Consider the following 18,884-nt stretch of genomic DNA (forward strand, 5'->3'; position numbering starts at 1 on the left):
GCCGCGCGCCCCCGCTTCATTGCGCTGCCCACCCGGGCGCCCCCGCCGCCCCCCCCCCCCCCCCCCCCCCCCCGGGGGCGGCGGGCCGCGCCCCCCCCCCCCCCCCCCCCCCCGCCCCGCGCCGTACGACAGGAGAACACCAGCCGTGCAGCTAGTAGTCGCCCGGATCGGCCGCGCCCACGGCATCAAGGGCGAAGTCACGGTCGAGGTGCGCACCGACGAGCCGGAACTGCGGCTCGCACCCGGCGCCGTCCTCGCCACCGACCCGGCCGCCTCCGGCCCCCTGACCATCGAGACCGGACGCGTCCACAGCGGGCGGCTCCTGCTCCGATTCGCCGGCGTCCAGGACCGCTCCGACGCCGAAGCCCTCCGCAACACCCTCCTCATCGCCGACGTCGACCCCGACGAGGTCCCCGAGGACCCCGACGAGTACTACGACCACCAACTGGTCGACCTCGACGTCGTGACCACCGACGGCACCCCCGTCGGACGCATCGGCGAGATCTCCCACCTGTCCGCCCAGGACCTCCTGGTCGTCGTCCGCGCCGACGGTGCGGGAGAAGTCCTCGTCCCCTTCGTCGCCGACATCGTCACCGACATCGACCTCGAAGAGCAGCGCGCCGTCATCGACCCGCCACCCGGTCTCCTCGACGCCACGACGGGGCCTCCCGCGGCGCGCTCCGACGACGCCGCGGACGAAGCGCGCGACGTCGCCACGTCGGACGGCACCGACGTCGCCGACGCCGACGCGCCACACGCCGCGGACGACACATCGGGCGACGTACGTCGCGACGTGCCCGGCGACGTATATCGCGACACCCCGGTGCGCGACGTACCGGGCGACGTCGCGGAGGACGACGCCTGATGCGGCTCGACGTCGTCACGATCTTCCCCGAGTACCTCGACCCCCTCGACGTCTCCCTCGTCGGCAAGGCACGCGCGCGCGGCCTCCTCGACGTCCGCGTCCACGACCTCCGTGACTGGACCCGCGACAAGCACCACACCGTCGACGACACCCCCTACGGTGGCGGCCCCGGCATGGTCATGAAGACCGACCCCTGGGGCGACGCCCTCGACGACGTCATCGCCGACGGCTACGAACACGGCGCCACCCGCCCTGTCCTCGTCGTCCCCACCCCCAGCGGAGAGCCCTTCACCCAGGACCGCGCTGTCGAACTCTCCCGTCAGCCCTGGCTGATCTTCACTCCCGCGCGTTACGAGGGCATCGACCGCCGCGTCACCGACGAGTACGCCACCCGCCTGCCCGTACGCGAACTCTCCATCGGCGACTACGTCCTCGCAGGCGGTGAGGCGGCCGTCCTCGTCATCACCGAAGCCGTGGCACGTCTGCTCCCCGGCGTCCTCGGCAACGCCGAGTCCCACCGCGACGACTCCTTCGCGCCCGGCGCCATGGCCCACCTCCTGGAGGGCCCCGTCTACACCAAGCCGCCCACCTGGCGCCGCCGCGGCATCCCCGACGTCCTCCTCAGCGGCCACCACGGCAACATCGCCCGCTGGCGCAGGGACGAGGCCATCCGCCGCACCGCCGCCCACCGGCCCGACCTGCTCCGCCGCAGCGCCCCGGACGCGTTCGACAAGAAGGACCGGGCGCTGCTCACCGCCCTGGGCTGGTACCAGGACCAGGACGGGCACTGGCAGCCACCCGCCCAGGACGCGCCGTAACGCCCACCACTGCGCGACGTGGCGCCGGGGCCGCCGATTTTGGGCGCGGCGGCACCCCGTGGAAGAATGGCCCGCTGTTGTACGTCGCCCGATCGCGCCCCTGCCACAGGGGGACACGACGCGAACCGGAGCGGCCAACACCCACAGACCTCACCCACGTCCCGCCGATGACCTGTGGCATCGGCGAAGAAAGCAGACGATCATGTCCAACCTGCTCGACTCCGTCGACAGCGCCTCGCTGCGCGACGACATCCCGGCGTTCCGCCCCGGCGACACCGTCAACGTCCACGTACGCGTCATCGAGGGCAACCGCTCGCGTGTGCAGCAGTTCAAGGGCGTCGTGATCCGCCGCCAGGGCTCCGGGGTCCGCGAGACCTTCACGGTCCGCAAGGTCTCCTTCTCCGTCGGCGTCGAGCGCACCTTCCCCGTGCACACCCCGATCGTCGAGAAGATTGAGCTCGTCACTCGCGGCGACGTCCGCCGCGCCAAGCTGTACTACCTGCGCGACCTGCGCGGCAAGGCGGCGAAGATCAAGGAGAAGCGCGAGAGCTGATCGCGCGCGGGTGTTCACAGGCGGGCCGGATAGCATCCCGCTGAAATGGACACCGAAGCAGACGCACCAGAGCGCGGCCGCACCGAACTGGCCCCCGACGACGGGGCCCAACCGGTGCGGCCGCGTCGTGTCCGCGCCGCCGCGCTGCTGAGCCGGGTCCCCGGCGGCCGCCTCACCCTCACCGCGCTCCTGCTCGCCGCCCTCGTCCTGGTCGTCCTGCGCTGCGTCGTCCAGCCCTTCACCATCCCCAGCGGCTCCATGGAGCCAGGGCTGCGCCCCGGCGACCGGGTCCTCGTCAACAAACTGGCGTACCGATTCGGCGGGACGCCCCGGCGTGGGGATGTTGTCGTCTTCGACGGTGGGGAATACTTCGGCGACGGCGACTACATCAAGCGCGTCGTGGGAGTGGGGGGAGACCGGGTGGTCTGCTGCGACAGCGGGGGACGGCTTGAGGTGAACGGCAAGCCGCTCACCGAAACCCGCTACCTGTACCCCGGCGACGCCGCCTCCCACGCCCCTTTCGACGTACGCGTACCCGAGGACCGTCTCTTCCTGCTGGGCGACCACCGCAGCATCTCCAGCGACTCCCGCGACCGGCTCGGAGCCCCCGGCGGCGGGACGCTCCCGGTCGACGCGGTCATCGGCAAGGCCGAGTGGACCGTGTGGCCCCCCGGCCGTTGGGAGACCGTGTCGCGAGGCGCCACGCCGCCCACGACGACGTCGTACGGGAGCGATGCCCCAGGGGAGCGAGAGGGGTCGCCTCAGGCCGCTCAGGCGCTACGTGACGTCGCCATGCCGCTACGTGACGTTCCCACGTCGCTACGTGGCGCCCCCACGCTGCCGCCGACGACGCCGCGACGTAGCGGCGACACATCCACGCACCACGCCGCCACGGACGCGGCATACGGTGCGGCGGCGCCATCGCGCCCCGACGTAGCCGTTCCCCTGAAGCAGCAAGCCGCCGCGCACCGCCGCGACGTCCCCCCGCCCCGCACCGTCGCCAAGACTCCGAGGGCCCCGCGCCGGCACGCAGCCACGGTGCGCCACCACGCCGCCGCCGAACCGTGCGACGGCGACACCGCGCGCCCGCGCCGGGGCGGCGGCCTCCATGGGTGAGCGGGGACGTCGCCGCGGCTCGGACCCCGGCGACGGCTCCGCCGCGTCGCGCCCCGCGTTGGGCGGCCGGGCCGAACGCCGCAGACGTGCGCGACGTGTCAAACGCCGCAGACGCCGCTCCGCGCTCCGTGAGATACCGCTGCTGCTGGGCATCGCCCTGGGCATCGCGCTGATCCTCAAGACCTTCGTCGTCCAGGCGTTCGTGATCCCCTCCGGCTCCATGGAGGACACCATCCAGATCGGCGACCGCGTCCTGGTCGACAAGTTCACACCCTGGTTCGGGGCGGAGCCGCACCGCGGCGACGTCATAGTCTTCCGCGACCCCGGGCACTGGCTCGACGCCGAGAAGGGCACCTCAGGGGATGCACCCGTGGTGATCCGTCAACTCAAGGCGGGCCTCGCGCAGATCGGCCTGCTGCCCTCGGACGACGACCGCGACCTGATCAAGAGGGTCGTCGCCGTCGGTGGCGACACCGTGAAGTGCTGCGACGCCGCCGGAAGGGTCACCGTCAACGGTCGGCCCCTCGACGAGCCGTACATCCAGCGGGGCAACAAGCCGTCCGCGTTCCCGTTCGAGGTCCACGTCCCGGCGGGACGGCTGTTTGTGATGGGCGACCACCGCGCGAACTCCGCCGACTCCCGCTACCACCGCGACGAGGGCTACAGCGGCACCGTGTCCCTCGACAGCGTCGTGGGCCGGGCCCGCCTCATCGCCTGGCCCTTCGGCCACTGGAGCAAACTGGACGAACCGGCCACGTACGCGTCCGTGTCCGGCGCGTCCACGGGGCCGGGCACCGTCACAGGGCCCTCGCATAGGGTGGCCCCCGCGGATCTCAACGGATTGATCCCGCTCCCGAGCCCTGCGGAACCCCCGCTCGTTATGGGAGTGGTGGGCCTGTACCGGTACCGGAGCAGGCAGCGGCACGGACTGAGGAGTGGATGTGGGGGATGTGGCGGTCGGCGCACGTTCCGGGCACGACGGGCCCGAGGAGCCGGAGCACTCCGGTTACGGCTCGGGCACGAGCACCGAGGCGGTCGGTGTGACGCCTGATCCCGCCGACGGAGACGGTGAGGGACGCTCCCGCCACCGCAGGAGTGAGAGCACGAAGAAGCCGCGGTCCTTCTGGAAGGAGTTGCCGCTGCTCGTCCTCATCGCCCTGGTCCTCGCCCTGCTGATCAAGTTGTTCCTGGTCCAGGCGTTCTCGATCCCCTCGGCCTCCATGGAGAACACCCTCCAGATCGGCGACCGGGTACTTGTCGACAAACTGACCCCCTGGTTCGGCTCCGAGCCGGAACGCGGCGAGGTCGTCGTCTTCAAGGACCCCGACAACTGGCTCGCGGGCGAGCCCGCTCCCAAGCCGAACGCGGTCCAGCGGGTCCTCGGCTGGATCGGCCTCATGCCCTCCGCCGACGAGAAGGACCTCATCAAGAGGGTCATCGGCGTCGCCGGCGACACCATCGAGTGCAAGGGCACGGGCCCCGTCAAGGTCAACGGCAAGCCCCTCAACGATTCGTACATCTATGCGGGCAACACCCCGTGCAGCGCGGACAATCAGGGCGGCCAGTTCAAGGTCACCGTTCCCCAGGGCAAAATCTGGGTCATGGGTGACCACCGGCAGAACTCCCTGGACTCCCGCTACCACCAGCAGGACAAGAACCACGGATTCGTGCCGGTCGGCAATGTCGTGGGCCGCGCCTTCGTCATCGCCTGGCCGCCCACCCGCTGGTCGACCCTGCCGGTCCCGGACACCTTCCACCAGTCCGGCATCAGCGCGGCCGCGTCCAGCGCCGCACCCGACGCCCTCGGCCTCGCCGGAGCCGTACCACTGGTGATCTGGCGCAGGAGGCGGATCGCCGCCCGGCACTCCCGGGTTACCGACGGGCGTACCGCCGGGTAGGGTGCCGACCCGGACCACCGAACCACCCGGGTACCGCGCCCGGCCGCGGGAACGGTGCACGGGAGCGCTGGAGCTGTGGCATGAGCAGGACAAGCCGTACGGACGAGGGCCGCGGACGGCTCGGCAGCAGGCTGTCGGGCATCGCCGTGGCCCTCGGCTGTGTGATGTTCCTCGGCGGCTTCATCTGGGGCGCCGTCGTCTACCAGCCCTACACGGTGCCCACCACCTCCATGTCGCCCACCATCAACGCGGGCGACCGCGTGCTGGCACAGCGCATCGACGGCGGCGACGCACGCCGCGGCGACGTCGTCGTCTTCGAGGACAGTGACTGGGGCAACCTCCCCATGGTCAAGCGCGTCGTCGCCGTCGGCGGCGACCACGTCGCCTGCTGCGCCGACGGGCACCTCACCGTCAACGGCAAGAAGATCGACGAGCCCTACCTGGAGAAGGGGAAGCCCGCGTCGTCCAGCGGCATCCCCTCCACCGCCGTCCCGCGCGGGCGCCTCTTCCTCCTCGGCGACGAACGCAACAGCTCCCTCGACTCCAGCGTCCACCTCCAGGACGCAGGCAACGGCGCCGTGCCGCGCGGCGACGTCACCGCGCGCGTCGACGCCGTCGCCTGGCCCCTCGACGGGATGCTCGCCCGCCCCACCGGCTTCGCCGCACTCCCGGGCGGCACCTCCCGGCCCGGGCCGCTCGTCACCATGGTCGTCCTGGTCATCGTGGGCGCCGTCCTCATCCTCGGCGGCGCCGCGTACGGGCCCCTCGCGCGCCGCGGCGCACGCAGGCGCGGGCGCGCGGGACACCAGCGGGGGGAGTTCGCCGGTGTCGGCTGAGCACGCCGCGGACGGCCCCGGCGCACCCCCCGGGCCTCCGGCAACCCTCTCCGGCCGGCCGCTGCGCAGGGTGGCGCGCGTCGTCCTCCTCGATCCGGACGACCGCATCCTGCTGCTGCACGGCCACGAGCCGGGCGACGCGGGCGACGACTGGTGGTTCACCCCCGGCGGCGGCCTGGAGGGCGACGAGAGCCACGCCGACGCCGCCCTGCGGGAGCTCGGCGAAGAGACCGGGATCACACAGGTCGACCTCGGCCCCGTCCTGTGGCGCCGTATCTGCTCGTTCCCCTTCGCCGGAGAGCGCTGGGACCAGGACGAATGGTATTTCCTCGCCCGTACGGCCCAGACCCGTATCGCCGCCACCGGCCTCACCGACCTGGAGCGCCGCTCCGTCGCCGGAGCCAGATGGTGGACCTGCCGGGATCTCTCCCGCACCCGTGAGACGGTGTATCCGACCAGGCTCGCCGGGCTGCTGCGCCGTGTGCTCGACGAGGGGCCCCCGTCGCGTCCTGAGCTTCTTGACACGGAAATCGTCTGAGAGTCCGAGTGGCAGGCGCACAATGAGGGGACGCACGGCTGAAGGGGAACTGCCATGAGCGCCGAGGACCTCGAAAAGTACGAGACCGAGATGGAGCTGAAGCTCTACCGGGAGTACCGCGACGTCGTCGGTCTGTTCAAATACGTGATCGAGACGGAACGGCGCTTCTACCTCACCAACGACTACGAGATGCAGGTGCACTCCGTTCAGGGTGAGGTTTTCTTCGAGGTTTCCATGGCTGACGCCTGGGTGTGGGACATGTACAGGCCGGCCAGGTTCGTCAAGCAGGTGCGCGTTCTGACGTTCAAGGACGTGAACATCGAGGAGCTAAACAAGAACGACCTCGACCTTCCGGGTGGCTAAGTTATCCACAACTCGTGAGTTATCCACCAAGATCCACAAGGGGGCGGGGACTGCGCGACGGTGAGTGCCGAAGGAGGCACCCACCATGAACGCACCCCGCCGCAAGCCCGCCCGCACCCCGCGCCCCGCCCTCAGGACCCCCGCGCCCCACCGCGCACACCGCCCGGCCGCCCGCCGCACGGGCAGGCCCCCGGCCGACCGCTCCCGCACCGCCCTCGGCCGCTACGGCGAGACCCTCGCCGTCCGCCGCCTCACCGCGAGCGGCCACACCATCCTCGACCGCAACTGGCGCTCCGGCCCCGCGGGCGAGATCGACATCGTCGCCCGCGACGGCGACACCATCATCGTCGTGGAAGTGAAAACACGCAGGTCAGGTGCGTACCAGCACCCCATGGAGGCCATCACGGCCACCAAGGCGCAGCGCCTGAGAACCCTCGCGGAACACTGGCTCCACGCCCACCCCGACGCCCACGCCGCATCCGTGCGCATCGACCTCGTCGGCGTCGTCCTGCCCCACCGCGGAGCCCCCCTCGTCGAGCACGTCCGCGGGGTGGCCTGATGGGATTCGCCCGCACCTGCTCCGTCGCACTCGTCGGCGTCGAGGGAGTCGTCGTCGAGGTCCAGGCCGACCTCGAAGTCGGCGTCGCCGCGTTCACCCTCATCGGCCTCCCCGACAAGAGCCTCAGCGAAAGCCGCGACCGGGTACGCGCCGCGATCGTGAACTCCGGCGCCGAATGGCCCCAGAAGAAACTCACCGTCGGCCTCAGCCCCGCCGCCGTGCCCAAGAGCGGCAGCGGCTTCGACCTCGCCATCGCCACCGCCGTACTCGGCGCGGCCGACCGCATCGACCCCCGTGTCCTCCTCGACATCGTCATGGTCGGAGAACTCGGCCTCGACGGCCGCGTCCGCCCCGTCCGCGGCGTACTGCCCGCCGTACTCGCCGCCGCCGACGCCGGATACGAACAGGTCGTCGTCCCCGAGCGCAACGCCGCCGAGGCCGCCCTCGTCCCCGGCATCTCCGTCCTCGGCGTGCGCAGCCTGCGACAGCTCATCGCCGTGCTCACCGACGAACCCGTCCCCGACGAGGAGGAAGCCGACCGCGAGCACACGGGCCCCGACCCGTTCCTCGCCGCGCTCGCTCTCCCCGGCACCGGCCTCGGCGCGCCCCTCGCCGCCGGTGAGCCGGAGCCCGACCTCGCCGACGTCGCAGGACAGCACCAGGCCCGCACCGCGCTCGAAGTCGCCGCCGCCGGAAACCACCACATCTTCCTCAAAGGGCCCCCGGGAGCGGGCAAGACCCTCCTCGCCGAGCGGCTCCCCGGCCTCCTCCCGCCCCTCACCCCCAAACAGGCCCTCGAAGTCACCGCCATCCACTCCATCGCCGGGACGCTGCCACCGGGCCAGCCCCTCGTCGGACGGCCGCCCTACTGCGCGCCCCACCACTCCGCGACCATGGCCTCCCTCGTCGGCGGCGGCACCGGAATGCCCAAGCCGGGCGCAGTGTCCCTAGCCCACCATGGCGTACTTTTTCTGGACGAAGCGGCGGAATTCGCCAGCAAGGCGCTCGAAGCCCTCCGCCAGCCCCTCGAATCGGGCCACGTCGTCGTCGCCCGCGCCGCCGCCATGCTCCGCATGCCCGCACGCTTCCTCATGGCGCTCGCCGCAAACCCCTGCCCCTGCGGACGCTACGGCGCCCGCGACGGCGGCTGCGAATGCCGCCCCTCCGCCATCCGCAACTACCAGGCCCGACTCTCCGGCCCCCTCATGGACCGCGTCGACCTCCGCCTCACCGTCGAACCCGTCACCCGCGCCGAACTCCTCCAGCAGCACACCGGCGCCGAATCCACCGCCACCGTCGCCGCTCGTGTCGCCGCCGCGAGGGAACGCGCGGCCACCCGCTACGCGGACACCCCCTGGACCACCAACAGCCAAGTCCCCGGACACGAACTGCGCACCCGATGGCACCCCGCCCCGGGAGCGCTGCGCACCGCCGAGGACGACCTGGAACGCGGCCTCCTCACCGCCCGCGGGCTCGACCGGGTCCTGCGCGTCGCCTGGACCCTCGCCGACCTCGCGGAACACGACCGCCCCACCGCCGACGACGTCGCCCACGCACTCGAACTCCGCACCGGCATCCGCCGCGGCGTCCCCCTGGAAAGCACCCCCGCATGACCCGCCCCACCGACGAGGAGCGCCACGCGCGCGCCGCCCTCACCCGCATCCTCGAACCCGGCGACCGCCTCACCGCCCGCCTGCTCACCACCCACACCCCCACCGCGCTCATGGACCACCTCACCCGCGGCGGCGACCCCCCGCCCGGCGTCACCCCCACCCGCTGGGCAGGGCTCACCGCCCGCGCCGCCCGCACCCGCCCCGACGCCGACCTCGACGCCGCACACGCCGCGGGCATCCGCTTCATCTGCCCCGGCGACCTGGAATGGCCCACCCAACTCGACGACCTCGGCCCCGCCCGCCCCATCGGCATCTGGGCGCGCGGCGCCCCCGACCTGCGCGCCTGGGCCCTGCGCTCCGTCGCCATGGTCGGCGCCCGCGCCTGCACCGCATACGGCGCCCACATCGCCACCACGATCGCCGCACAGCTCGCGGAGCGGGGCTGGATCGTCGTGTCCGGCGGCGCCTACGGCATCGACGCCGCCGCCCACCGAGGCGCCCTCGGCGCCCGCGGAGCCACCGCCGCCGTCCTCGCCTGCGGCATCGACCACCCCTATCCCCGCGGCCACGAGCAGCTCATCGCCCGCATCGCCGCCCAAGGCCTCGTCCTCGGCGAACTCCCCCTCGGGGACCACCCCACCAGCAGCAGGTTCATCCAGCGCAACCGCGTCATCGCGGCGCTCACCCGTGGCACCGTCGTCGTGGAGGCCGCCCTCCGCAGCGGCGCCCTGTCCACCGCACGCCACGCCCAGCGCCTCGGCCGCCATGTGATGGGCGTCCCCGGCGCCGCGACGAGCGCCCTCTCGGCAGGCGTCCACGAACTGCTGCGGGCCGAGGGAGCGCTCGTCACCGACGCCGCCGACGTCGTCGAACTTGTCGGCGACATCGGCGAACTCCCCCCGCCCCGCCAGGGCCCCGTCCTGCCGCGCGACACCCTGCCTCCCGAGGCCGCCCGCGTCCTCGCCGCCCTGCCCGGCCGCGGCGGCGCCACCGCGCGCGACATCGCCTACGGAGCCGGTACGACGGCCGACGACGCGGTCGCCAGGCTGTACGAACTTCACTCGCTGGGGTTCGTCGAACGACATGGCGACAACTGGCAACTGACACGCCGGAAAACCCCGCCACCTTCACCCTTCACCCCGGACGTTGACCTTCCACATTGCGCCAACCGGTCGACGCCCGAAAGCCTTGACAAGCACAGCAGTTGAGATCGACACCCCCGGCGGCGAGCGCCGCACGCACCCGCTCCGGGGGGTCGAGCGGAACGTATCTGCGCATGTGCGGGCCGCCACCCTTCGCGGACCGCGACGCCTCAGTCACGCTACGCTCACGAGGAATCCGGCATCAGTCGCTCACCCCGCACCGACGGCCGGAACCGCACGGGCCGGCAGACCGACCGGCCCCACCAGATCACGGCAGAACGGCACAAGGCGACGAATGCCCCAGCACACCTCCGGGTCCGACCGGGCGGCGGCTCCCCCCGCCGCCCGAGGCGGCGTGCGGCCACCCGGCCCCTCGACACTCGACGAGCTGTGGCGGACGTACAAGGAGACCGGTGACGAGCGGCTGCGGGAACAGCTCATCCTGCACTACTCGCCGCTGGTCAAATACGTCGCGGGACGAGTCAGCGTCGGCCTGCCGCCCAACGTGGAGCAGGCGGACTTCGTCTCCTCGGGAGTCTTCGGACTCATCGACGCGATCGAGAAGTTCGACATCGACCGCGCCATCAAGTTCGAGACCTACGCCATCACCCGCATCCGCGGCGCCATGATCGACGAACTGCGGGCCCTCGACTGGATCCCCCGCTCCGTCCGCCAGAAGGCCCGCAACATCGAGCGCGCCTACGCCACCCTTGAGGCCCGGCTGCACCGCACCCCCACCGAGAGCGAGGTCGCCGACGAGATGGGCGTCGCGCTCGAAGACCTCCACAGCGTCTTCAGCCAGCTCTCCCTCGCCAACGTCGTCGCCCTCGAAGAACTGCTCCACGTCGGCGGCGAGAGCGGCGACCGGCTCAGCATCATGGACACCCTGGAGGACACGGCGGCCGACAACCCCGTCGAGGTCGCCGAGGACCGCGAACTCCGCCGCTTCCTCGCGCGCGCCATCAACACCCTCCCGGACCGCGAGAAGACCGTGGTCACGCTCTACTACTACGAGGGCCTGACCCTGGCTGAGATCGGCAACGTCCTCGGTGTGACGGAGAGCCGCGTCAGCCAGATCCACACCAAGTCGGTCCTCCAGCTCAGGGCCAAGCTGGCGTCGTTCGGACGGTGAGCGGGGCGGCGGCCGCGGGGGAGCGGCACCCGGCCCGCGCCTCATCCCCCGGCCGGCACCCCCGCCACCGGCAGCAGCCGTGAAGGTCCCGCGGGCAGCAGCCAGGGCGGCAGGAGCGACATCGGGTCCAGATACGCCTTCCCGCGGCGCAGCCCCCAGTGGAGACACGGCGCGGAACAGCGGTGGCGGCCCCGCTCCAGCAGCCCGACCTGTTGGCCGGGCCGAACCCGGTCGCCCTTCCGCACCGTCGGGAGCACCGGCTCGTACGTCGTACGCAGCGGTGGGCCGCCGGTGCCGTCCAATTCGATGGCGACGACGCCGCGTCCGGCCACCCGCCCGGCGAACGACACGGTGCCCGCGGCGACGGCCCGCACCGGCTCGCCCACGCCTGCCGCGACGTCCACCCCGCGATGGCCAGGGCCGTACGGGGTCGCCGGGGGCTCCCAGCCCCGCAGTACCTGCGGGAGCTGGTCCACCGGCCACGCCCTCGCCAACGGGGGCACGCTTGTCACCCCCGTCTGCGGGGACGGCTCCCGCGCGGCCGACCGGGCGCGTGGAGACCGCACGCGCTTGCTCTTGCGGGCCGCCGCAGGACGGCGCAGCGGCCTGCGTCCGCCGTCGCCCGTCTGGAACGAGGAGGCATGCGGCGCGGTCGGCCCCGAGGGCGGCGCGGACGCAGGAGGCGGTGCGGGCGGGGCGTCGCCGGGCGCCGGTTCCTGGGCGGCGCGCGCCATCCCGGCGGCCGCGGCGGCGGCGCCCACGGCCAGGGCGGCGGCTAGGCCGAGCACGCAGGTGGCGGCGCGGCGGGCGGTCGAGGTGCGGGCTGCGGCGCGCACCGCCTCCCGGGCGAGGGAAGCGGCGGGGGAGCGGCGCAGCAGGAGACGAAGACGCGAAGTGGTGGTCATGCCGGAACGATCTCGTGCCGGGACGATCCGTGGGGATCTTGGCCTGGATCTGTGGACTACTCGCCAGTTGTGGATAACGGCGTCACCCGCCGGGGTGTAGGTCCCGTACACTTCATGTGGCGATCCGGGACACCGGGTCGACTTCGCACGCCCCGACATCCTCCTCACCCGACGATGTCCGCGCTCCTCGGTCCCTCGTGGCACAGCGCGCCGGGGCGTCAGGTGCGACCGCCATCCGGCGGGCGCGACAACCGAGAACCAAGGAGAACACGGCCATGGCCGTCGTCACGATGCGGGAGCTGCTGGAGAGCGGCGTCCACTTCGGTCACCAGACCCGCCGCTGGAACCCGAAGATGAAGCGTTTCATCTTCACGGAGCGCAACGGCATCTACATCATCGACCTGCTCCAGTCGCTGTCGTACATCGACCGCGCCTACGAGTTCGTCAAGGAGACCGTCGCCCACGGCGGCACGGTCATGTTCGTCGGCACGAAGAAGCAGGCGCAGGAGGCCATCGCGGAGCAGGCCACCCGCGTCGGCATGCCCTACGTCAACCAGCGCTGGCTGGGCGGCATGCTCACCAACTTCTCCACCGTCTACAAGCGGCTCCAGCGCCTCAAGGAACTGGAGCAGATCGACTTCGAGGACGTCGCCGCCTCCGGCCTCACCAAGAAGGAACTGCTCGTCCTCTCCCGCGAGAAGGCCAAGCTGGAGAAGACCCTCGGCGGTATCCGCGAGATGCAGAAGGTGCCCAGCGCCGTCTGGATCGTGGACACCAAGAAGGAGCACATCGCGGTCGGCGAGGCCCGCAAGCTCAACATCCCGGTTGTCGCCATCCTCGACACCAACTGCGACCCCGACGAGGTCGACTACAAGATCCCCGGCAACGACGACGCGATCCGCTCCGTCACCCTGCTCACCCGCGTGATCGCCGACGCTGTCGCCGAGGGCCTCATCGCCCGCTCCGGCGTCGCCACCGGCGACTCGAAGCCGGGCGAGAAGGCCGCGGGCGAGCCGCTCGCCGAGTGGGAGCGTGACCTCCTCGAAGGCGAGAAGAAGGCCGACGAGGCCGGCGACAAGGCCGCGGCCCCCGCCGCCGACGCCGCCCCCGCCGAGACCGCCGCCTCCACCGAGACCGCCGCCCCCGCGGAGGCCGCCCCCGCCGACGCCGCGGAGAAGCCCGCGGAGCCGCAGGCCCCCGAGGCCCCGGCCGCGGAGACCGAGCAGTCCTGACCCGGGCAACGCCCTGACGGCGGAAGCGATGGCACCGTCCACCGCTTCCGCCGCCCCTCCGTGGGCCCGCGGGGACCGCCCCCCTCGGGCCCACGCCCTCCAAGACTTCGAGAAAGATTCAGGGACTCATGGCGAACTACACCGCCGCCGACGTCAAGAAGCTCCGTGAGCTGACGGGCGCCGGCATGATGGACTGTAAGAAGGCGCTCGACGAGGCCGAGGGCAACGTCGACAAGGCCGTCGAACTGCTCCGCGTGAAGGGCCAGAAGGGCGTCGCCAAGCGCGAGGGCCGCTCCGCCGAGAACGGCGCCGTCGTCTCCCTCATCTCCGACGACAAGACCTCCGGCGTCCTCGTCGAGCTGAAGTGCGAGACGGACTTCGTCGCCAAGGGCGACAAGTTCCAGACCGTCGCGAACGCCCTCGCCGCCCACGTCGCCAAGACCTCCCCCGCGGACCTCGACGCCCTGCTCGCCTCCGAGATCGAGGCCGGCAAGACAGTCCAGGCGTACGTGGACGAGGCCAACGCCAACCTCGGCGAGAAGATCGTCCTCGACCGCTTCGCCCAGTTCACCGGGGGCTACGTCGCGGCGTACATGCACCGCACCATGCCCGACCTGCCGCCGCAGATCGGCGTCCTCGTCGAACTGGACAAGGGCAGCGCCTCCGACGACACCGTCGCCGACGTCGCGAAGGACGTCGCGCAGCACATCGCCGCGTTCTCCCCGCAGTACCTCGCCCGCGAGGACGTACCCGCCGAGGTCGTCGAGAACGAGCGCCGCGTCGCCGAGGAGACGTCGCGCAACGAGGGCAAGCCCGAGGCCGCTCTCCCGAAGATCGTCGAAGGGCGCGTCAACGGCTTCTTCAAGGAGGTCACCCTCCTCGACCAGCCCTTCGCGAAGGACAACAAGAAGGCCGTCCGTAAGGTCCTGGACGAGGCCGGTGTCACCCTGAAGCGCTTCACCCGCATCAAGGTCGGCATCTGAGTCCGTTGGGCGACAGGGGCCCGGCCCGGCTAGGGTCGACCCAGCAGTCGCGCGCGTACGGTGCCCCCGTACGCGACGGACGCACGCAGATCTGACGAGGAGGCCATTGCCGCGCATGGGATGCCCATCACTCCCCACCGGCAATGGCCTCCTTCGTATGCGCACCGCGAGGAGATCTCCATGACCACCAGGGCCGACAAGGGCGACACGAGCGACGACGGCAAAGTAGCCGGACGCTTCCTGCTGAAGCTGTCCGGCGAGGCATTCGCCGGCGGCGGAGGACTGGGCGTCGACCCCGACGTGGTGCACGCCATCGCCCGGGAGATCGCCGCCGTCGTACGCGACGGCGCCGAGATCGCGGTCGTCATCGGCGGCGGCAACTTCTTCCGCGGCGCCGAACTCCAGCAGCGCGGCATGGACCGGGCCCGCTCCGACTACATGGGCATGCTCGGCACCGTCATGAACTGCCTCGCCCTCCAGGACTTCATCGAGAAGGAGGGCGTCGACTCCCGGGTCCAGACCGCCATCACCATGGGACAGGTCGCCGAGCCGTACATCCCGCTGCGCGCCGTACGGCACCTGGAGAAGGGGCGCGTCGTCATCTTCGGAGCCGGCATGGGGATGCCGTACTTCTCCACCGACACGACCGCCGCCCAGCGCGCCCTGGAGATCGACGCGGAGGCCCTCCTGATGGGCAAGAACGGCGTCGACGGGGTCTACGACTCCGACCCCAAGAAGAACCCCGACGCGGTCAAGTTCGACTCCCTCGGCTACGGCGAGGTCATCACGCGCGACCTCCGCGTCGCCGACGCCACCGCCGTCACCCTCTGCCGCGACAACAAGCTGCCCATCCTCGTCTTCGAGCTGCTCAAGGAGGGCAATATCGCGAGGGCCGTCAAGGGTGAGAAGATCGGCACCCTCGTAGGCGACCAGAGCGCCCGCGCCTGACACCGGGCGCAGCCGCCACCAGAGGGATGGACAAAGCCCTGCCGGAGGGACACCGTGCAGGGAAAGAGACGCGACCCAGCCGGCCGCCACCCACGGGATGCCGGACCCGCTCAAGACACGCAGGAGCAAGTGGTGATCGAAGAGACCCTCCTCGAAGCCGAGGAGAAGATGGAGAAGGCCGTCGTGGTCGCCAAGGACGACTTCGCCGCGATCCGCACCGGACGCGCACACCCGGCGATGTTCAACAAGATCGTGGCCGACTACTACGGTGCGATGACCCCGATCAACCAGCTCGCCTCGTTCTCCGTGCCCGAACCCCGCATGGCCGTGGTCACCCCGTTCGACAAGACCGCGCTGCGCAACATCGAGCAGGCCATCCGCGACTCCGACCTCGGCGTCAACCCCAGCAACGACGGCCACATCATCCGGGTGGTCTTCCCCGAGCTGACCGAGGAACGCCGCAGGGACTTCATCAAGGTCGCCAAGACCAAGAGCGAGGACGCCCGGATCTCCATCCGCGCGGTACGCCGCAAGGCCAAGGAGACCATCGACAAGCTGATCAAGGACGGCGAGGTCGGCGAGGACGAGGGCAGGCGCGCCGAGAAGGAACTGGACGACACCACCACGAAGTACGTCGCCCAGGTGGACGAGCTGCTCAAGCACAAGGAATCCGAGCTGCTCGAGGTCTGATGAACCACTCTTCCTGGGGAGCGCCGCCACAGACCGGGCACCCGCAACCCTGGCCCCCGCACGCCCAGGGGGCGGCCCCGGCGGGTCCCGCATACGATGCGCACGGCGCCCAGCAGACTCGGCCCATGCCCATCGTGCCCGACGAACCCGCGAGCGGCGGATACCAGGGGGACGGTGCGGGAGCCGGCTCACCGAGCGGCGCCCCGTTCCGTGCCCCCACGTCGCAGCCGCAGCCCGAGCCGCAGGAGCCCATGCCCAGCGCCCCCCAGCCGCAGCCGGCGCCGGCCCCGCAGAAGAAGAGCGCGGGCCGCGACCTGGGTGCGGCCATAGGGGTCGGCCTCGGCCTCGGGGTGGTGATCATCGCCTCGCTCTTCGTCGTCAAGGCCGTCTTCGTCGGCGTGATAGTCGTCGCCGTCGTCGTGGGCCTCTGGGAACTCACGTCGCGCCTGAGCGAACGCAAGGACATCAACGCGCCCTTTGTACCGCTCGCGGTCGGCGGCACCGCCATGGTCGTCGCCGGTTACGTGCGCAACGCCGAGGGCGCCTGGGTGGCCATGGCGCTCACCGCGCTCGCCGTCCTCGTCTGGCGCATGGCGCAGTCTCCGCACGGCTACCTCAAGGACGTCACGGCGGGCGTCTTCGCGACGTTCTACGTGCCATTCCTCGCCACGTTCGTCGCACTGATGCTCACCGCCGACGACGGACCGCGGCGCGTACTGACGTTCCTGATACTGACGGTCGTCAGCGACACCGGCGCCTACGCCGTCGGCTGGCGCTTCGGCAAGCACAAGCTCGCGCCCCGCATCAGCCCCGGCAAGACCCGCGAGGGCCTGGTCGGAGCCGTCGCCTTCGCTATGGTCGCCGGGGCGCTGTGCATGCAGCTCATGGTCGACGACGGGGCCTGGTGGCAAGGGCTCCTCCTCGGCCTCGCCGTCGCGGCCAGCGCCACGCTCGGCGACCTCGGCGAGTCCATGATCAAAAGGGATCTCGGGATCAAGGACATGGGCACGCTCCTGCCCGGCCACGGCGGCATCATGGACCGCCTCGACTCCCTGCTGCCGACCGCGCCCGTGGCCTGGCTGCTGATGGTGGTCTTCGTCGGCTCCTGACCGCGTTACGTCGCGCCCGCATGGCGCCCTGGTCCGCGTGCGCGGCGGGGGCGACGGTGCGGGCGCTGCGTATGTAGCGGAGCACTCGCGATATACGGGGCGCGCTACGTCGGTCCGTGCGCCGTAGCCTCCGCGGGCCCCGTTACGTCGCTACGTAGCCTTTCGCGCCGCTATATCGCGTGCCGCTACGTCGCGCGAGGCTGCACCGTTCGACGGTGCGGCGCTACGTACGTAGCCACGGCGCCCCACCCATGCCCCAGCCAGCGCCCTCCCACGTAGCCCCGCTCCGCCCCCGTGCTACGTTTCCCACACCCCACGTAGCGCCCCAGCCGCGACGTACCCCCTGCCCGCGACGTATCCGCCGCGCCCCATCGCCCGCTACGTCTCCACCCCCTCCACCCACGCCGCACCCTCGCACCCTCCCGGGTCTGCGACACTGGACGAACCATGCCTGAACCCGGAGTCCTCACCTTCGTCGCGCCCCGCGGAGCCAAGAAGCCGCCGCGGCACCTCGCCGACCTCACCCCTGCGCAGCGCAAGGAAGCCGTCGCGACGCTCGGCGAGAAGCCGTTCCGCGCCAAGCAACTGTCGCAGCACTACTTCGCGCGTTACGCGCACGACCCTGCGCAGTGGACGGACATCCCGGCGGGCGCGCGGGGCCGGCTCCAAGAGGCGCTGCTGCCGGACCTCATGTCCGTGGTGCGGCACATCAGTTGCGACGACGGAGCGACCCGCAAGACCCTGTGGCGGCTGTTCGACGGCACCCTCGTGGAGTCCGTCCTGATGCGCTATCCCGACAGGGTCACCATGTGCATCAGCTCCCAAGCCGGTTGCGGCATGAACTGCCCGTTCTGCGCCACCGGGCAGGCGGGACTCGACCGCAACCTGTCGACGGCGGAGATCGTCCACCAGATCGTCGACGGCATGCGCGCGGTACGCGACGGCGAGATGGGCACGGCCGACGACGCCGCGGCCCACGGTGCACCCACCCGCCTGTCCAACATCGTCTTCATGGGCATGGGCGAGCCGCTGGCGAACTACCGGCGCGTCGTCGACTCCATCCGCCGCCTCACCGACCCCGAGCCCGACGGCCTCGGGCTCTCCCAGCGCGGCATCACGGTCTCCACCGTCGGCCTCGTCCCCGCCATCCACCGCTTCGCGGACGAGGGCTTCAAGTGCCGCCTCGCGGTCTCCCTGCACGCGCCCGACGACGAGCTGCGCGACACCCTCGTCCCCGTCAACACCCGCTGGAAGGTCCGCGAGGTCCTGGACGCCGCCTTCGACTACGCGCACCGTTCGGGGCGACGTGTCTCCATCGAGTACGCGCTCATCCGCGACGTCAACGACCAGGCATGGCGAGGAGACCGCCTGGGCCGCCTCCTCAAGGGCCGCCACGCCCACGTCAACCTGATCCCGCTGAACCCGACTCCGGGCTCCCGCTGGACCGCCTCGCGCCCCGAGGACGAGCGCGCCTTCGTCGACGCCATCGCAGCGCATGGCGTCCCCGTCACGGTGCGCGACACACGCGGCCAGGAGATCGACGGGGCCTGCGGGCAGCTCGCGGCGTCCGAAAGGTGAACTTGT

General features: G+C 71.6%; 18 protein-coding genes and 2 pseudogenes. 19 read left to right on the forward strand and 1 reads right to left on the reverse strand.

Annotated elements, in window-relative coordinates:
* Nucleotides 1-145: 145 nt before the first annotated feature.
* The 13 genes and pseudogenes from rimM to whiG form a co-directional block, all read left to right on the forward strand.
* Nucleotides 146-703, forward strand: a pseudogene (rimM, locus tag ACIBIW_RS30555) (ribosome maturation factor RimM); the annotation flags it as partial.
* A gap of 161 nt (nt 704-864) precedes the next feature.
* Nucleotides 865-1,683: a tRNA (guanosine(37)-N1)-methyltransferase TrmD gene (gene trmD, locus ACIBIW_RS30560; protein WP_399340692.1), complete on the forward strand. Its 819-nt coding sequence runs from the start codon at nt 865-867 to the stop codon at nt 1,681-1,683.
* Between the two features lie 202 nt (nt 1,684-1,885).
* Nucleotides 1,886-2,236, forward strand: coding sequence for a 50S ribosomal protein L19 (gene rplS, locus ACIBIW_RS30565; RefSeq protein ID WP_399340694.1), 351 nt, complete (start codon nt 1,886-1,888; stop codon nt 2,234-2,236).
* 45 nt (nt 2,237-2,281) lie between these two features.
* A pseudogene (lepB, locus tag ACIBIW_RS30570) lies at nt 2,282-2,938 on the forward strand (signal peptidase I); the annotation flags it as partial.
* A gap of 406 nt (nt 2,939-3,344) precedes the next feature.
* Entirely contained in the window at nt 3,345-4,403 is a 1,059-nt protein-coding gene (gene lepB / locus ACIBIW_RS30575) for a signal peptidase I (RefSeq protein ID WP_399340696.1), read from the forward strand.
* Nucleotides 4,294-5,250: a signal peptidase I gene (lepB, locus tag ACIBIW_RS30580; RefSeq protein WP_399340699.1), complete on the forward strand. Its 957-nt coding sequence runs from the start codon at nt 4,294-4,296 to the stop codon at nt 5,248-5,250. Before lepB (ACIBIW_RS30575) ends, lepB (ACIBIW_RS30580) begins: the two co-directional genes overlap by 110 nt.
* A gap of 80 nt (nt 5,251-5,330) precedes the next feature.
* Nucleotides 5,331-6,086, forward strand: coding sequence for a signal peptidase I (gene lepB, locus ACIBIW_RS30585; RefSeq protein ID WP_399340700.1), 756 nt, complete (start codon nt 5,331-5,333; stop codon nt 6,084-6,086).
* Nucleotides 6,076-6,624 (forward strand): NUDIX hydrolase, encoded by a 549-nt coding sequence (locus tag ACIBIW_RS30590; protein ID WP_399340702.1) that lies wholly within the window; start codon nt 6,076-6,078, stop codon nt 6,622-6,624. Before lepB (ACIBIW_RS30585) ends, ACIBIW_RS30590 begins: the two co-directional genes overlap by 11 nt.
* A 54-nt stretch (nt 6,625-6,678) precedes the next feature.
* A complete protein-coding gene (locus ACIBIW_RS30595; RefSeq protein ID WP_399340703.1) occupies nt 6,679-6,987 on the forward strand; it encodes a DUF2469 domain-containing protein in 309 nt (102 codons plus the stop codon).
* 85 nt (nt 6,988-7,072) lie between these two features.
* Nucleotides 7,073-7,546, forward strand: a complete 474-nt coding sequence (locus ACIBIW_RS30600) for a YraN family protein (protein WP_399340705.1) — start codon at nt 7,073-7,075, stop codon at nt 7,544-7,546.
* On the forward strand, nt 7,546-9,159 hold the full coding sequence (locus tag ACIBIW_RS30605; RefSeq protein WP_399340706.1) for a YifB family Mg chelatase-like AAA ATPase: 1,614 nt from the start codon (nt 7,546-7,548) through the stop codon (nt 9,157-9,159). The genes ACIBIW_RS30600 and ACIBIW_RS30605 overlap by 1 nt, the downstream gene beginning before the upstream one ends.
* Nucleotides 9,156-10,367 (forward strand): DNA-processing protein DprA, encoded by a 1,212-nt coding sequence (gene dprA / locus ACIBIW_RS30610; RefSeq protein ID WP_399340708.1) that lies wholly within the window; start codon nt 9,156-9,158, stop codon nt 10,365-10,367. The genes ACIBIW_RS30605 and dprA overlap by 4 nt, the downstream gene beginning before the upstream one ends.
* Nucleotides 10,368-10,596: 229 nt before the next feature.
* Nucleotides 10,597-11,433 (forward strand): RNA polymerase sigma factor WhiG, encoded by an 837-nt coding sequence (gene whiG / locus ACIBIW_RS30615; RefSeq protein WP_399340710.1) that lies wholly within the window; start codon nt 10,597-10,599, stop codon nt 11,431-11,433.
* 41 nt (nt 11,434-11,474) lie between these two features.
* Here whiG and ACIBIW_RS30620 read toward each other — a convergent pair whose 3' ends face one another.
* Nucleotides 11,475-12,338: a M23 family metallopeptidase gene (locus tag ACIBIW_RS30620; protein WP_399340711.1), complete on the reverse strand. Its 864-nt coding sequence runs from the start codon at nt 12,336-12,338 to the stop codon at nt 11,475-11,477.
* A 275-nt stretch (nt 12,339-12,613) separates the two neighbouring features.
* On the opposite strand from ACIBIW_RS30620, the gene rpsB reads away from it, so the two are divergent.
* The 6 genes from rpsB (at nt 12,614) to rlmN (ending at nt 18,878) form a co-directional block, all read left to right on the forward strand.
* Nucleotides 12,614-13,570: a 30S ribosomal protein S2 gene (gene rpsB / locus ACIBIW_RS30625; RefSeq protein WP_399340712.1), complete on the forward strand. Its 957-nt coding sequence runs from the start codon at nt 12,614-12,616 to the stop codon at nt 13,568-13,570.
* Nucleotides 13,571-13,698: 128 nt separating this feature from the next.
* A complete protein-coding gene (gene tsf, locus ACIBIW_RS30630; RefSeq protein ID WP_399340714.1) occupies nt 13,699-14,553 on the forward strand; it encodes a translation elongation factor Ts in 855 nt (284 codons plus the stop codon).
* 180 nt (nt 14,554-14,733) lie between these two features.
* Nucleotides 14,734-15,501: a UMP kinase gene (pyrH, locus tag ACIBIW_RS30635; protein WP_399340716.1), complete on the forward strand. Its 768-nt coding sequence runs from the start codon at nt 14,734-14,736 to the stop codon at nt 15,499-15,501.
* A 132-nt stretch (nt 15,502-15,633) separates the two neighbouring features.
* On the forward strand, nt 15,634-16,191 hold the full coding sequence (frr, locus tag ACIBIW_RS30640) for a ribosome recycling factor (RefSeq protein WP_399340718.1): 558 nt from the start codon (nt 15,634-15,636) through the stop codon (nt 16,189-16,191).
* Nucleotides 16,191-17,300 (forward strand): phosphatidate cytidylyltransferase, encoded by a 1,110-nt coding sequence (locus tag ACIBIW_RS30645; RefSeq protein WP_399340720.1) that lies wholly within the window; start codon nt 16,191-16,193, stop codon nt 17,298-17,300. The genes frr and ACIBIW_RS30645 overlap by 1 nt, the downstream gene beginning before the upstream one ends.
* 447 nt (nt 17,301-17,747) lie before the next feature.
* Nucleotides 17,748-18,878: a 23S rRNA (adenine(2503)-C(2))-methyltransferase RlmN gene (rlmN, locus tag ACIBIW_RS30650; protein ID WP_399340722.1), complete on the forward strand. Its 1,131-nt coding sequence runs from the start codon at nt 17,748-17,750 to the stop codon at nt 18,876-18,878.
* Nucleotides 18,879-18,884 lie beyond the last annotated feature (6 nt).

The sequence above is a fragment of the Streptomyces sp. NPDC050560 genome, assembly GCF_044457285.1.
GTDB lineage: Bacteria > Actinomycetota > Actinomycetes > Streptomycetales > Streptomycetaceae > Streptomyces.